This is a genomic window from Achromobacter sp. 1014246743, assembly GCF_059760725.1.
The window spans coordinates 96049-109523 of record NZ_JCBANA010000002.1; the positions used below are offsets into that span (position 1 = coordinate 96049).

13 protein-coding genes are annotated in these 13475 nt (G+C 69.4%); 5 read left to right on the forward strand and 8 right to left on the reverse strand.

Features of this window, described 5'->3' with window-relative positions:
• The first annotated feature begins 53 nt into the window (after nt 1–53).
• Both AC6LJ2_RS01565 and AC6LJ2_RS01570 read left to right on the forward strand, forming a co-directional pair.
• Nucleotides 54–746: a cytochrome c biogenesis CcdA family protein gene (locus AC6LJ2_RS01565; protein ID WP_445659202.1), complete on the forward strand. Its 693-nt coding sequence runs from the start codon at nt 54–56 to the stop codon at nt 744–746.
• 56 nt (nt 747–802) lie between these two features.
• Nucleotides 803–1342, forward strand: a complete 540-nt coding sequence (locus tag AC6LJ2_RS01570) for a thioredoxin family protein (protein WP_263912256.1) — start codon at nt 803–805, stop codon at nt 1340–1342.
• A 72-nt stretch (nt 1343–1414) separates the two neighbouring features.
• On the opposite strand, the gene AC6LJ2_RS01575 is transcribed toward AC6LJ2_RS01570, so the two are convergent.
• The 4 genes from AC6LJ2_RS01575 to AC6LJ2_RS01590 form a co-directional block, all read right to left on the reverse strand.
• A complete protein-coding gene (locus AC6LJ2_RS01575) occupies nt 1415–2677 on the reverse strand; it encodes an arsenic transporter (protein ID WP_498150593.1) in 1263 nt (420 codons plus the stop codon).
• A gap of 113 nt (nt 2678–2790) precedes the next feature.
• Complete coding sequence (locus AC6LJ2_RS01580) at nt 2791–4203, reverse strand: trypsin-like peptidase domain-containing protein (RefSeq protein ID WP_445657148.1); 1413 nt, start codon at nt 4201–4203, stop codon at nt 2791–2793.
• Between the two features lie 161 nt (nt 4204–4364).
• Complete coding sequence (ggt, locus tag AC6LJ2_RS01585; protein WP_445657147.1) at nt 4365–5960, reverse strand: gamma-glutamyltransferase; 1596 nt, start codon at nt 5958–5960, stop codon at nt 4365–4367.
• A gap of 22 nt (nt 5961–5982) precedes the next feature.
• A complete protein-coding gene (locus AC6LJ2_RS01590; protein WP_498150594.1) occupies nt 5983–6969 on the reverse strand; it encodes a Bug family tripartite tricarboxylate transporter substrate binding protein in 987 nt (328 codons plus the stop codon).
• A 232-nt stretch (nt 6970–7201) separates the two neighbouring features.
• Between AC6LJ2_RS01590 and AC6LJ2_RS01595 the strand changes: the two genes are divergently transcribed.
• Nucleotides 7202–7858: a GntR family transcriptional regulator gene (locus AC6LJ2_RS01595; protein ID WP_498150595.1), complete on the forward strand. Its 657-nt coding sequence runs from the start codon at nt 7202–7204 to the stop codon at nt 7856–7858.
• Nucleotides 7859–7917: 59 nt separating this feature from the next.
• Here AC6LJ2_RS01595 and AC6LJ2_RS01600 read toward each other — a convergent pair whose 3' ends face one another.
• Nucleotides 7918–8799 (reverse strand): DMT family transporter, encoded by an 882-nt coding sequence (locus AC6LJ2_RS01600; protein ID WP_498150634.1) that lies wholly within the window; start codon nt 8797–8799, stop codon nt 7918–7920.
• Nucleotides 8800–8837: 38 nt separating this feature from the next.
• On the opposite strand from AC6LJ2_RS01600, the gene AC6LJ2_RS01605 reads away from it, so the two are divergent.
• A complete protein-coding gene (locus AC6LJ2_RS01605) occupies nt 8838–9407 on the forward strand; it encodes a helix-turn-helix domain-containing protein (RefSeq protein ID WP_498150596.1) in 570 nt (189 codons plus the stop codon).
• 71 nt (nt 9408–9478) lie between these two features.
• Here the strand turns inward: AC6LJ2_RS01605 and AC6LJ2_RS01610 are convergent, their stop codons facing one another.
• Genes AC6LJ2_RS01610 through AC6LJ2_RS01620 form a run of 3 tightly spaced genes read right to left on the reverse strand, consistent with a single transcriptional unit; the run spans nt 9479 to nt 12295 of the window.
• Entirely contained in the window at nt 9479–10267 is a 789-nt protein-coding gene (locus tag AC6LJ2_RS01610) for a deaminated glutathione amidase (RefSeq protein WP_498150597.1), read from the reverse strand.
• A 41-nt stretch (nt 10268–10308) separates the two neighbouring features.
• A complete protein-coding gene (locus AC6LJ2_RS01615; protein WP_498150598.1) occupies nt 10309–11262 on the reverse strand; it encodes a substrate-binding domain-containing protein in 954 nt (317 codons plus the stop codon).
• 55 nt (nt 11263–11317) lie between these two features.
• Entirely contained in the window at nt 11318–12295 is a 978-nt protein-coding gene (locus AC6LJ2_RS01620) for a Bug family tripartite tricarboxylate transporter substrate binding protein (protein WP_263912244.1), read from the reverse strand.
• A 149-nt stretch (nt 12296–12444) separates the two neighbouring features.
• Here AC6LJ2_RS01620 and AC6LJ2_RS01625 point away from each other — a divergent pair, with 149 nt between their 5' ends.
• Nucleotides 12445–13410 (forward strand): LysR family transcriptional regulator, encoded by a 966-nt coding sequence (locus AC6LJ2_RS01625; protein WP_445659201.1) that lies wholly within the window; start codon nt 12445–12447, stop codon nt 13408–13410.
• Nucleotides 13411–13475: the final 65 nt, after the last annotated feature.

Here is a 13475-nt window from a genome sequence, read left to right on the forward strand (position 1 = left end):
GCGGATACGCGGCGCGCGTTCAATGCGGTCATCGACACGGAACGGACCGCCGCATCATGACCCTGATCAACACCCCTCTTGCGCTGGGCGCCGGCATGCTGACGGTGGCCTCGCCCTGCGTGCTGCCGCTGTTGCCCATTCTGCTGGGCAGCGCCGTCGAACGGTCGGGCCGGTGGCGGCCCCTGTACATCGTGCTGGGCTTCGTGCTGGCGTTTTCGGGGCTGGGCATCGCGCTCAGCCTGCTGACCCATGCCGTCGAATCGGCCCACGAGGCGGTGCGCGCGGTGTCGGTGGCGCTGCTGGCGCTGTTTGGCGTGGCACGCATCTGGCCACGGCCTTATGACTGGCTGGCGGCGCGGCTGGCCGGACCGTTGCAGGGCGTGATCGGCCTGGGCGGCAGGGGCGGTGATGGCAATGCCGGCGGCTTCGTGCTAGGCATGTCGCTGGGCGCCGTCTGGACGCCCTGCGCCGGCCCGGTGCTGGCGTCGATCCTGGTGCTGGCGGCGCGTGCCGAAGACCTGGGGCAGTCCAGCCTGTTGCTGCTGGCCTATGGGCTGGGCGCGGGCATTCCCATGCTGGCGATCGCCTATGGCGGCAGCTTCGCCGCCGGCCGCGTGCGCGCCATCGCCCGTCATGCCGTGCGTTTGCAGCGTGCCTTCGGCGTGCTGCTGGTGGCCTCGGCCGCCGCCATCTATTTCCAGTACGACGTGCTGGCCTATGCCTGGATCAGCCGTCTGTTTTCGTGACCCCACCGGGTCTTCGTGTTCCCCTGGGTTATCGCGACCCTGCAAGGAGAGTAACCATGATGTCCATCCGCCTGCCGGCCCGCCGGGCCCTCGTTTCCGTCAAGCTGGCGCTGGCCGGCCTGTTGATCGGCTCGGCCGCCCAGGCCGCCGCCCCGGCGTCGGCCCCCGCGCCGGAATTCACCGGCATCCAGACCTGGCTGAACAGCGAACCGCTGACGCAGGCCGGCCTGCGCGGCAAGGTGGTGCTGGTCGATTTCTGGACCTACACCTGCATCAACTGCATCAACACCCTGCCGTACGTGAAGCAGTGGCACCAGAAATACAAGGACCAGGGCCTGGTGGTGGTGGGCGTGCACACGCCGGAGTTTCCGTTCGAGCGCAGCACCAAGAACGTGGCGGACGCCATCAAGCGCTTCGGCATCGAGTATCCGGTGGCGCAGGACAACCAGTACAAGACCTGGGACGCGTACCGCAACCAGTACTGGCCGGCGTTCTACCTGATCGACAAGCAGGGCAACGTCGTCTATCGCCATTTCGGCGAGGGGCGCTATGCCGAGACCGAGGCCGAGATCCAGCGCCTGCTGGCGCAGCCGTAGGCGATGGCGGGGCGGCGGGGGCGCCAAGGCAACGGTTGCCCTGGATATCCGGGTCAGCCCGGCGCGATGCCGCTAGCCGCCCGCCAGCGCCAGGGCCAGCAAGGCGCCCAGCAGCGCGGGCGGCATCACCCGCGCGCCCAGCTTCAGGAAGGCGAGGCCGCTGACGTGCTGGCCTTCGCGCCGCACGGCGATCAGCCACAGCAGCGTGGCCAGCGAGCCGGTGATGGACAGGTTGGGCCCCAGGTCCACGCCGATCAGCAGCGCGCCGGTGGTCTGCGCGGGCAGGTGGGCGATCTGGCCGACCGAGCCGGCGATCAGGCCCGCGGGCAGGTTGTTGATCAGGTTGCTGGCCAGTGCCGACACGATGCCGGCGCCCCACAGCGACTGCCCGGCGGACTGGCTGGCCAGTTGCACCAGCGCCCGCGCCAGCGCGTCGATCGCGCCGCTCAAGGCCAGGCCTTCGACCAGCACGAACAGGCCCGCCACCATCGGCAGCACGCCCCAGGCCACGTGGCGCAGCACCGGCATCGGGCTGATGCGCTGGCGCAGGTGGATGCCCGCCGCGGTGGCCAGGCCGGCGATGAAGGTGGGCAGGCCCAGGTCGGCATTGAACGCGGACGCCAGCATCAGCACGATGGCGGTCAGAATGATGCCCAGGCCGGTCAGACGCGCCCCGGCGCTCAGCGGCTGCGCCGGGATGTCGGCCTGCAGGGGCTGGCGCAGGGCGTCGCGCTGGGTGTAGCGCAGCGCCAGATAGGTCAGGGCGATGGCGGCCACCGACGGCAGGGTGAACTGCCGCAGCCAGTCGAGCAGCGGCGGCATCTGGCTGCCGTACACCACCAGGTTGGCAGGGTTGGAGATCGGCAGGACGAAGCTGGCGGCGTTGGCGATGAAGGCGCAGATGAACAGGTAGGGCAGCGGGCGTGCGCCGGCGGCCTTGGCCGCCGCATACACGGCCGGGGTCAGCACCACGGCGGTGGCGTCGTTGGACAGGAACACGGTGACCAGGATGCCCACCAGGAACACCAGGTCGAACAGGCGCCGCGCCGAGCCGCGGGCGTGGCGCGCGGCCACCATGGCCAGCCAGTCGAACAGCCCCTGCTGGCGGGCCAGCTCGGCCAGCACCATCATGCCGATCAGGAACAGGTAGACGTCCAGGCCCTTGCCGACCGCGCCCAGCGCCGCCTGCCAGGGAACCAGGCCGGTCGCCGTGACCAGCAAGGCCGCGCCGCCCGCCCAGACGTATTCGGGCAGGTTCCAGGGGCGCAGCAGAATGCCGACGATCGCCAGGGCGGAAATGGCCCAGAGGGCAAGGGTGGCGTCGGAAAAAGGCATCGGAACGGCAACGGCGGGACAGGGGAGCCGCGATTATCGCCTGCCAGGCGGCCTGGCGTGAGCCGGCAGCCAGGCGCCGGGGGCACCCCGTTGCCGCCATACGACGGTGGGCGCTAGTTGATCTGCAAGGTGTACATGGCCTGTCCGCGCACCAGCGTCAGCAGCAGCGGCTGCCCCGGCGCGGCGCCCGCCAGCAGCCCGCGCAGGTCGGCCAGCCGGCTGACCGGGCGCTGGTTGACGCCGATGATGACGTCGCCGCGCTGCATCCGCGCCGCGACCGGCCCGCGGTCGGGGTAGGTGGCGCTGACGGCCACGCCGTCGTTGCCCTTGAGCCGCTGTTCGCGGCCGATCTCGGTGAATTCCACGCCGTTCAGCCGTGCGTCAAGAGAGCCGCCGTGCAGCCGTTCGTTCTTTTCCGGTTCGATGCGCAGCACGGCTTCGGTGCGCTGGCCGGCGCGCAGCAGCGTCAGCCGCACCTGCTTGCCCACCGGCAGCAGCCCTTCGGCATTGCGCAATTGGGCGCTGGTGCCGATGGACCTGCCATCCACCGCCAGGATCTGGTCACGCGCCTGCACGCCGGCCTGCTGCGCCGGCGAACCGTCCGCCACGCGCGCCACCGCCACGCCCGTCGTGCCCGGCGCCAGTCCCAGCTGGCGGGCGTTGCGCGGGGTGACGTCGACGGTGTCCAGCCCCAGCCCGCCGCGTTGTACCTGGCCGTGTTGCAGCAACTGGCGCATGACTTCGCCGGCCAGGTTGGACGGGATGGCGAAGCCGATGCCGACGTTGCCGCCGGACGGCGTGTAGATCATGGTGTTGATGCCGACCAGTTCGCCGTTCAGGTTGACCAGCGCGCCGCCCGAGTTGCCGGGGTTGATGGACGCGTCGGTCTGGATGAAGTTCTGGTAGCCGGCCGCGCGCAGGCTGGAGCGTTCCAGCGCCGACACGATGCCCGACGAGGCCGATTGGCCCAGGCCGTAGGGGTCGCCGATGGCGACCACGAAGTCGCCGACGCGCAGGTCGCTGGAGTCCGACAGGGTCAACGCCTGCAACTTGTCGGGCGGAATGCGCAGCACCGCCAGGTCGGTGTCGGGGTCGCTGCCGACGACCGTGGCGGTGAAGCTGCGGCCGTCCTGCAGCGAGACGCGGATGGACGTGGCGCCGCGCACCACGTGGTGATTGGTCAGGATGTTGCCCTGGGTGGCATCGACGATGACGCCCGAGCCGATGCTCTGGCGGCCGGCCCCGGCGGCCTGGCCGATGCCGGGCGCCTGGCGGCTGTCGCCCTGGGCGGAAATGTTGACGACGGCGGGGGTGACGCGTTCGAGCATCGGCGCCAGCGACGGCAGCGGCTGGCCGTCCACGGCCATGGGCAGGGCGGCCCGGGCGGCGGGGACAAGCGAGGTCGCCAGGAGCGTGGCGGCCAGCGCCAGGGCGCGCGCCAACGAGGTGCGCCGGCGGGCGGCCAAGTGGGTGGACCAACGGATGGCCTGCTGCGGGAATCCGCAGGCGGACGAAAGCAAAGTCATGGAACCGGCAGGCAGAACCTGTGTGGGGATCAGCGTGCCAGTATCGCCCTGCGCCGCGTCGCCCATATGACCGATAAAGCGTGCTTCGTGGCCCGTATCGCCCCCTTCGGCCGGCCAGGCGTGACGCTGGCCGACGCAAGCCGGCGCAGCGTGCCGTTCGTTTAGAACCCCACCGCCTGCCCGTCGCGGCGCGAGTCCGACGCCGCCACGTAGCCGCCTTGCGGCAGCCGGCAGATCAATTGGGCCGAGCCGAATTCCAGGCTGTCGGTCGGCGCCACCGCCACGTTGTGGCCGCGTTGGCGCAGCGTCTGCACCACGTCGTCCGGCAGGTGCGCTTCGACGTTGACCACCGGGCCTTTCTCGACCCGGAAGCGTGGCGCATCGCTCATCGCCTGCGGGTTCTGGCCGAAGGCCGCCAGGCGCGTCACCATTTGCAGGTGGCCCTGCGCCTGCATCGAGCCGCCCATCACGCCGAACGACATCACCGGTTCGCCGCCGCGCGTGACGAAGGCGGGGATGATGGTGTGCATCGGCTTCTTGCGCGGCGCGACCTGGTTGGCGTGGCCGGGCGTCAGCACGAAGTTCAGGCCGCGGTTGTGCAGGCTGATGCCGGTGCCCGGCACCACCACGCCCGACCCGAAGCCGTGGTAGTTGGACTGGATGAACGACACCATGGTGCCGCCGGCGTCGGCGGTGGTCAGGTAGACCGTGCCGCCGGTGGCGGGCGTGCCGGCCACCGGCACGGCGGCGCGGTCCATCGAGATCAGGCGGGCGCGCTCGGCCAGGTAGGCCGGGTCGAGCAGGGCGCGCGCGTCGGTGCGCATGTGGCGCGGGTCGGCGACGTGGTGGTGCAGGTCGGCGAACGCCAGCTTCATGGCTTCGATGCTGACGTGGTAGTAGTCGGCGCTGTCGCGGCCCATGGATTCCAGGTCGAATCGTTCCAGCATGCCCAGCGCCATCAACGCCGAGATGCCCTGGCCATTGGGCGGGATTTCGTGCAGTTCGTAGCCGCGGAACGATTGCGAGATCGGCTCGACCCATTCGGGGCGGTGCTCGGCCAGGTCGTCGGCGGTCAGCGCGCCGCCCGAGCGGGCCGCGAAGTCGGCGATCCTGGCGGCCAGCGCGCCGCGGTAGAAGCTGTCGCCACCGCTTTCGGCGATCTCGCGCAAGGTGCGGGCCTGGTCGGGAAAGCGCCACCATTCGCCGGGCAGCGGCGCGCGGCCCTGCGGCAGGAAGGCCTCGGCAAAGCCTGGCTCGTGCGCCAGCTTGGGCATCTGGGTGGCCCACTGGCGGGCGATGGTGGGGCTGACGGGAAAGCCGTCTTCGGCGTAGGCGATCGCCGGTTCGAACAGCGTGGCGAACGGCAGCTTGCCGAAGCGGTCCGACAGGGCCTTCCAGCCCGCCACCTGGCCCGGCACGGTGACCGTGCCCCAGCCCGTGGCCGGCATGGCCTCGCGTCCGGCGAAGTACTCGGGCGTCCAGGCGGCCGGCGCGCAGCCGCTGGAATTCAAGCCATGCAACCGCCCTTCGTGCCAGACCAGCGCGAACATGTCGCCGCCGATGCCGTTCATCACGGGTTCGACGACCGTCAGCGCGATGGCGGTGGCGATGGCGCTGTCCACGGCATTGCCGCCGGCCAGCAGCATGCGCAGCCCCGCTTGCGCCGCCAGCGGCTGGCTGGTGGCGACCGCGTTGGCGGCCAGCACCGGCATTTTTCGGGAAGCGTAGGGGAAAGACCAATCGAAGGGGGAAGACATGGGCAAGGTTTTCTAAGGAGGTTTACTGCGGCGTGATGCCGGCCTGGTCGATCAGTTGCTTGGTGCGCGGAATTTCGGCCTTGATGAAGGCGGCGAATTCCTCGCGGCTGCCGCCCCGGGGCTCGGCGCCGGCTTCGGCCAGCTTACCGCGCAGCACGGGGTCTGCAAGCACCTTGTTGACGGCGCGGTTCAGCTTGTCCAGCACGGGGGCCGGGGTGCCTTCCGGCGCCACCAGGCCGTACCAGGGGGCAATGTCGTAGCCGGCGTAGCCTTGCTCGGCGATGGTGGGAATGTCGGGCGCCAGCACCGAGCGCTGCGAATTCGACATGCCCAGGGCCAGCAGCGCGCCGCTCTTGACCTGCGGCAGGCCGGTCATGATGGTGTCGAAGTACATCGACACCTGGCCGCTCAGCAGTGCCGGAATGGCTTCGCCGGCGCCCTTGTACGGCACGTGCAGGATGTCGATGCCGGCCACCGACTTGAGCATTTCGCCGGCCATGTGCGAGGTGGTGCCCGTGCCGAACGAGGCATAGGTCAGCTTGCCGGGGTTGGCGCGGGCGTAGGCCACCATTTCGGGCAGCGTCTTGAACGGCTGCTGCGGATTGGCCAGCAGGATGTTGGGCGTGTAGGCCACCATCGACACCAGCGCGAAGGCGTCCGGGTCGTAGGCCAGGCGCTTTTGCAGGAAGCGGTTGGTGACGATCGCGGCCGGGCCGCCCATCAGCAGCGTGTAGCCGTCGGGGGCCGACCGCGCCACCGAGGCGCTGCCGATCGCGGCGGCGGCGCCGGGGCGTGCTTCCACCACAAAGGGCTGGCCCAGTTCGGTGGACAGCGCCGCGCCCAGCTGGCGCGAAATCAGGTCGGTGGCCGAACCGGCCTGGAACGGCACCACGATGCGCACGGGATGCTGCGGCCAGTCGGTGGCGGCGGAGGCGCTCTGGGCGCCCGCCTGGGCGGTGAAGGCCAGGGCGGCGGCGCAGCCCAAGGCCCGGATGAGACGAAATTGCATGGATTCCCCTTGATCGCGAAGTAATCAGGCTATGTAGCCAGGCGGTTGCGCCGGCCGGGTCTGTCGCCCGTTGCGTTGCGGCGGGCGCGCACGGTCGGCGCGCCAGGACTGGATTTGACGCGACCCGGCCGGCCTCGGCCATAGGGATTTGCATCCATGGATCACTGGATCCAATTTGTGTTATTTTTGCGTTTATCTATCATGGCGCCTTTGCGAAACCCCGGGGACGAAGATGCTGCAATTCCAGAAGACAGCCGTCAGCGCCGAAGAAGAGGCGTACCTGCACCTGCAACGCGAGATCCGGCTGGGCAACTACCCGCCCGGGCACCGGCTCGTCCCGGACGTCATCGCCAGCGAAATCGGCACCAGCCGCATGCCGGTGCGCGGCGCCTTGCGCCGGCTGGCATCCGAAGGGCTGGTGGACATCCGCGCCAATCGCGGCGCCGTGGTGCGCGGCCTGAACCAGCAGGAAATGCTTGAGGTCTTCGAGATGCGTTCGGTGCTCGAAGGCCTGGCCATGCGCAACGCCGTGCTGAACATGAGCGCCGAACACGTGCGCCGCCTGGCCAGCATGCTCGACCAGCTGGAGCAAGGGTCGGGCGATTACCTGGACTGGACCACCGCGCATCGCGATTTCCACGAATACCTGTGCAGTTTCTGCCAGCAGCCGCGCCTGCTGCGCCAGATTTCAGAGCTGCATTCGGTGGTCGAACCCTATATGCGCCTGTGGGCGGCCCAGCCGGGCCGCGTGCTGCGAGTGCGCGAGTCGCACCAGGAACTGATCGACGCGCTGCAAACGCGCGATCCCGACCGGTGCGAAGCGGCGATGCGCCGTCATGTGCTCAATACCGTACCGGCGTTGCAGGCGTTCCTGGAACAGGCGGGCTGATCGGACCGGGGCGGCGGCCCCGGCGCCAGACCTCGGCGCCAAGCCCGTCGCCGCAGCCGTCAGGCTTCGCGCAGCTTGCGTTTCGGCTTGCGCTTGAACTTCACTTCGCTGGCCAGCACCCCGGCCACGATCAGCGCGGCGCCCACCAAGGCCAGCGCGGGCAGGCGGTCGCCGGCCAGCCGGCCGACAATGCCGCCCCACACCGGTTCGCCCGCGTAGATCACGGTGGCGCGGGTCGGCGACACCGACTTCTGCGCCCAGTTCATCGTCAGCTGGATCACTGCGCTGGCCAGGCCCAGGCCGATGGCCGCACCGGCCCACAGCCACGAGAACGGGGGCACGCCTTCGCCCAGCACCGGCATCAGCGCAAACGACACCAGACCCGCCGTCAGCAACTGCACGGCGGTGACGCGGCGGCTGTCCACCGATTGGGCGAAGTGGCCGATCAGGATGATCTCGGCGGCAATGGCCGCGGCGCCGGCCAGGGTGGCGATTTCGCCGGGGCTGAAATGCAGGGAACCCGCCTCGGGTCCGGCCAGCAGCACCAGGCCGGTGAAGGCCAGCGCCACGCCGACCCAGCTCATCAGGCCAGGCGGGCGTTTCAGCACGGCCCATTGCAACAGCGGCACGATCGGCACGTACAGCGCGGTGATGAACGCCGACTGGCTGCTGCTGATGGTGCGCAGCCCGACCGTCTGCAGGTAGTAGCCCAGGAACAGCGCGCTGCCGATCGCGATGCCCGCGCCGGCCTCGTGCCGCGTCAGGCCCGCCATGTGCTTGCGAAACAGCAGCATCGACATCGCGCCGGCGATGGTGAAGCGCAGGCCCACGAAGAACAGCGGTCCGCTATGCTGCATGGCGATATGGATAATGAGGAAAGTGCTTCCCCACAGCATGGTGACCAGCACCAGGGCGATTTCCTGGCGCGACAGGGCGAACATCGATTTGGGCTTCACGGCAGACTTGAGGTGTCACTAATTTGAGCAATATACTGCACATCACCAATTCCGACCGCGATGTCCTCACCCACGTCGGGGCCAACCTCAAACGGTTGCGCAAGGCGTCGGGCCTGAGCCAGACCGCGCTGGCCGATGCGTCCGGCATCAGCCGCCGCATGATCGCAGGCTTGGAAGCCGGCACGGCCAACATCAGCCTGTCCAGCCTGGACAAGCTGGCGCATGGGCTGGGGGTGGGGTTCGTGGACCTGGTCAGTGACCCGACGCGGGAACGCCGCCGCATCGAGGCGCGCGCCTGGCGCGGCAAGCGCCCGGGCAGCCAGGCGGTGCTGCTGGGCGCGGCCCCCGCCAGTTGCGAGGCGCAGCTATGGCTGTGGGTGCTGGCGCCGGGCGAGACCTACGTGGCCGAGCCCGATCCGCCTGGCTGGCACGAGATGGTCTACGTGATGGAAGGCATGCTGCAGCTGGAATTGTCGGGCGTGGCCCGGCAGGTGGCGGCCAACGATTTCGTCATTTACAGCAGCGCCCAGCCGTATGCGTATCGCAACGATGGCGACACCCCGCTGCGGTTCGTGCGCAACGTCTTGAGATAGCGCATCGCTCGCCGTCGATGCCGAGCGGCGCCGATGCTGGCGTGCCTTCGCCCGGGTGCGGCCGCTAACCGCTAAGCCAGTTCCGGCCGCGCGAAGCGCCGGTTCTTCAATACCGGCAGCACCTCGCGCGCATGGCGGATCCGTGCGGGATCCAGGTCGGCGAACAGCAGCGTGGCCTGCTCGCCCGCCTCGGCGATCACCACTCCCAGCGGGTCCACCACCATGCTGGCGCCGATATTGCGCGGCCCGCATTCGCCCACGGCCGCCACGTAGCAGGTGTTCTCCAGCGCCCGCGCGGTGCTCAGCACCGCCCAGTGCGCTTCCTTCAGCGGCCCCTTGACCCAGGCCGACGGCACCACCAGCACGTCGGCGCCATCCAGCGCCAGACGCCGCGCCAGCTCGGGAAAGCGCAGGTCGTAGCAGGTCATCATGCCCACCTGCATGCCGGCCACCGGCACCAGCGGCGGCACGTCCGACCCCGGCACCACGTTGACGGACTCCTGCATCGAAAATGCATCGTACAGGTGCAGCTTGCGGTACTGGGCGATGATCTCGCCACGGCGCAGCGCCACCTGCGTGTTCCAGACGCGGCCCCCGTCGGCCGGCGTGTGCACGGTCATGATGACGGTCAGGTCCAGCGCACGCGAGGCGTCCAGCAGTTGCGACAGGAACGGACCGTCCAGCGGCTGGGCGGCGCGGCGCACCAGGTCGGGGTCGGCGATGTCGCGGGCCAGGATGCCCTCGGGCAGCACCAGCAGGTCGGCGCCGGCGGCGGCTGCGCGGCGGATCAGGTCTTGGCAAAGGCGGGCATTGTCTTCCCAGGTCGGGTGGACGGCGAATTGCCCCAGGGCGATTTTCATGGCGATTCCTTGGCGGTGGTTCTTGAGGCGTCGATCGGCGTTCAGGGCGCGCGCGGAAACAGCGCGTCCGGCGTCATGACGCGATCGGTCAGTTGCTGCGCATGCAGTTCGGTGGCGAAGTCGGCGATCATCTTCCGATTCGGCTCCAGCCCGTTGCGGTTCCAGCCGGCGGGCAGGTCGCGCGAGGTCTGGATCAGCTCGTCCAGAATCCAGGGCGTGGTGTCGGCATACTTGCGGCGCTTGTCCAGCCACAGCGTGGCGGACGCGTCCAGCGCTTCGCTCAGCGCCTGCGCGATCCACGGGTGGGCGCAGGCCAGCGCGGGCTTGATGCCCAGCAGATGGATGCCCGGCACGTAGCCCACCTGACGGAAGTAATCCACCTCGCTGTCGCGGCAGGCCGGCAGCAATTGGCGCAGGTCCGAGCCGGCATCGAAGAAGCCGTCGGGCATGAAGGGCGTGAACACCGCGTCCAGTTCGCCGCTGCGCAGCAGGTCCACCAGCGGCCGTTCGCCGGGCGCCGCCTCGATCACGCCGGGCCGGCCAAAGCCGCCCAGGCGGTCGGTGATGGGATGCGCGCCGGTCAGGCGGCCCACTTGCCAGCGGGCGTCGTCCACGCCGATGCCCTCGCGTCGCAGCAGCGCGCGCGTCCAGGTGTTGCCCGAATCCTGCCAGCCGGTCATGCCGATGCGGGCGCCGGCCAACTGGTCCAGCCGGGTGATGCCGCTGGACCGCGCGGTAATGATGCAGCGGTGGCGAAAGCCACGCATCAGGAAATGCGGCACGCCGACGATGTCGGTGCGGCCCCGGGCGCGGCCCAGGCAGTACCGGCTCATCGACATCTCGCCCGCATCGAAGCGCGGGTCGCTCGCCAGGTCGTCGGGCAGGGTACCTACGCGATGGACGTCGAGGTCGATGCCGGGGACGGTGACGTCACCGAGTGCGAGCGGCACGATGTAATCCCAGTCGCGCACGGCGAGCCGGATCTTGATCTTCATGGGAGTCGTCCTCGCGGCCGGACGGCCGCGGTTCAGGGATGGGAAAAGAAGCCGTTCAGTCCAGGCGGATGCCGCGGGCTTTCACGATGTCGCGCCAGAAGGTCTGCATGCCGACCTGCATCTTGAGCAGGTCGTCGCCATACAGGTCCAGGATGTCGTTGCCCGAATTCAGGATGAACTCGCGCAGCGCCGGGGTCTTGAGCGCCTGCCGCAGGGCGCCCTGCAGCTTCTCCACCACCGCGGGCGGCGTGCCGGCCGGCGCATACAGCGCCGTCCAGCCGTACAGCGTCAGGCTGGGATAGCCCAGTTCGGCCACGGTCGGTACGTCCGGCGCCTCGGCCACGCGGGCGTCGCTGGTGGCGGCGATGGCCACCGTCTTGCCCGACTTCACGTAGGGCAGGGCGGACGACGGCGTATCGAACAGAATGTCGATGGTGCCGCCGATCAGGTCGGATTCGGCCGCCGCCGGCCCCTTGTACGGAATGTGCGACAGCTGGATGCCGGCCAACTGGCTCAACAGTTCGCCCAGCAGGTGCGGATTGGTGCCGGGGCCGGCGCTGCCGTAGGTGAGCTTGCCCGGTTCGGCCTTGGCGCGGGCGATCAGGTCCTGCACGCTGCGGATGCCCGACGCCTTGCTGGCCACCAGCACGAACGGCGACCGCGAAATGATGCCGATCGGCGCGAAGTCCTTGTTCTCGTCGTACGGCAGCTTGCGGCTCAGCACGATGGGCAGCATCACCATCGCGCTGGACGCGCCGGCCAGCAGCGTATAGCCGTCCGGCGCCGCCTTGGCCACGGCATCCACGCCGATCGCGCCGCCGGCGCCCGAGCGGTTTTCCACCACGAAAGACTGCCCCAGCTGCTCGCCCATGGCCTTGCTGACGGCGCGCGCCAGCACGTCGGACGACGCGCCGGGCAGGGTGTGGACGATGACCTTGACGGGTTTGGACGGGTAGGCATCCGCGGCTTGCGTCCCGCCGGCCAGGCCCAGGCAAAGTGCGGCCGCGGCGGCCAGTCGGTGTACTGCGTTCATGGAATTCCCCTTGCTGTTTTTACGACGGCGCCATCGTTGAGCGCCATCGGCAGGGCCATTGTCAGGACGAGGGGTAATGTGCGTCAATGTCGAAATTCGGCATAAAACTTGCATATCTCGCAACTGTCTGGAGACGCATCTTGAACTTCATGGCCCTGGAGGCGCTGCGCGCCTTTGTCGAAGGCGGCAGCATTGCCGAGGCATCGCTGCGCATCCATCGCAGCGCGTCACAGGTCAGCCGCCTGCTGGCGACGCTGGAAGAAGAGGCGGGCTTTCCGCTGCTGGTCAAGGAAGGGCGGCGGCTGTCCCTGACCGAGCAGGGCCAGGGCTTTTACCAGCGCATCGACGAGATGCTGCGGGCCGGCGACGCCGTCACCGAATATGCCCGCGGCGCGCGGCGCAAGAATCGCACCCACGTCAACGTGCTGGTGGCCCAGCACCTGATCGAAGGCCTGCTGGTCGAGGCCGTGGCCCGCGCGGTGCAGGAAGACAATGCCTTCGGCGTCACCATCAATGCGCGCATGCCGCCCAATGTGGATGCCTGGATCAGCCAGCAGCATTTCGACCTGGCATTGGCGCAATTGCCGGTCGAACACGCGCTGCTTACCACCGAGGTGCTGGCCGAATCGCGCGCCGTCGCCATTCTGGGGCCCGACGATCCGCGTGCGGCGCAGGCGGTGATTACGCCGCAGATCCTGGGCCAGGGCCGCTTCATCGGGCTGCCGCTGCGCGGCGCGCTGTACCACCGCTACGCGCGCGCCTTCGCCAAGGTCGGTTACCAGCCCGAGGCCCAGTTCGATGTGTCGTTCGGCTTCATCGCCTGCCAGTTGGCGGTGCGCGGCTGCGGCGCGGCGCTGAGCGATCCGTTGACGGCGCTCACGCAGACGCACCTGGGGGCGCAGATCCGCCGCTTCGAACCCGAAACGCCGCTGCAATACGGCCTGATCTACCCCAAGGCGCGCCCGCCGTCGCCCGCGGCGCAGTTGCTGATCCGGCATTTACGCGAGGTGGCGGCGGAAAAGCTGCAACGCGTGGATGCGTTGATCGCGGCGGGGCCGGCGCAGGGGCGGCCCAAGCCGGCGCGTGGCGGGCGGCAAGCCCCCCGCAGCCGATAGGGGGGCGGAATGGATGCCGTGGGTTTGCCGCAACGGCCCGATTTTTCCCCTGCCACGGCGGCAGG

Coding starts and splice junctions, on each gene's coding strand:
- AC6LJ2_RS01595 (WP_498150595.1), top strand. CDS start 7,202: ATGCTGCAATTCCAGAAGACAGCCGTCAGCGCCGAAGAAGAGGCGTAC.
- ggt (WP_445657147.1), bottom strand. CDS start 5,960: ATGTCTTCCCCCTTCGATTGGTCTTTCCCCTACGCTTCCCGAAAAATG.
- AC6LJ2_RS01600 (WP_498150634.1), bottom strand. CDS start 8,799: ATGTTCGCCCTGTCGCGCCAGGAAATCGCCCTGGTGCTGGTCACCATG.
- AC6LJ2_RS01610 (WP_498150597.1), bottom strand. CDS start 10,267: ATGAAAATCGCCCTGGGGCAATTCGCCGTCCACCCGACCTGGGAAGAC.
- AC6LJ2_RS01580 (WP_445657148.1), bottom strand. CDS start 4,203: ATGACTTTGCTTTCGTCCGCCTGCGGATTCCCGCAGCAGGCCATCCGT.
- AC6LJ2_RS01590 (WP_498150594.1), bottom strand. CDS start 6,969: ATGCAATTTCGTCTCATCCGGGCCTTGGGCTGCGCCGCCGCCCTGGCC.
- AC6LJ2_RS01570 (WP_263912256.1), top strand. CDS start 803: ATGATGTCCATCCGCCTGCCGGCCCGCCGGGCCCTCGTTTCCGTCAAG.
- AC6LJ2_RS01620 (WP_263912244.1), bottom strand. CDS start 12,295: ATGAACGCAGTACACCGACTGGCCGCCGCGGCCGCACTTTGCCTGGGC.
- AC6LJ2_RS01625 (WP_445659201.1), top strand. CDS start 12,445: ATGGCCCTGGAGGCGCTGCGCGCCTTTGTCGAAGGCGGCAGCATTGCC.
- AC6LJ2_RS01575 (WP_498150593.1), bottom strand. CDS start 2,677: ATGCCTTTTTCCGACGCCACCCTTGCCCTCTGGGCCATTTCCGCCCTG.
- AC6LJ2_RS01615 (WP_498150598.1), bottom strand. CDS start 11,262: ATGAAGATCAAGATCCGGCTCGCCGTGCGCGACTGGGATTACATCGTG.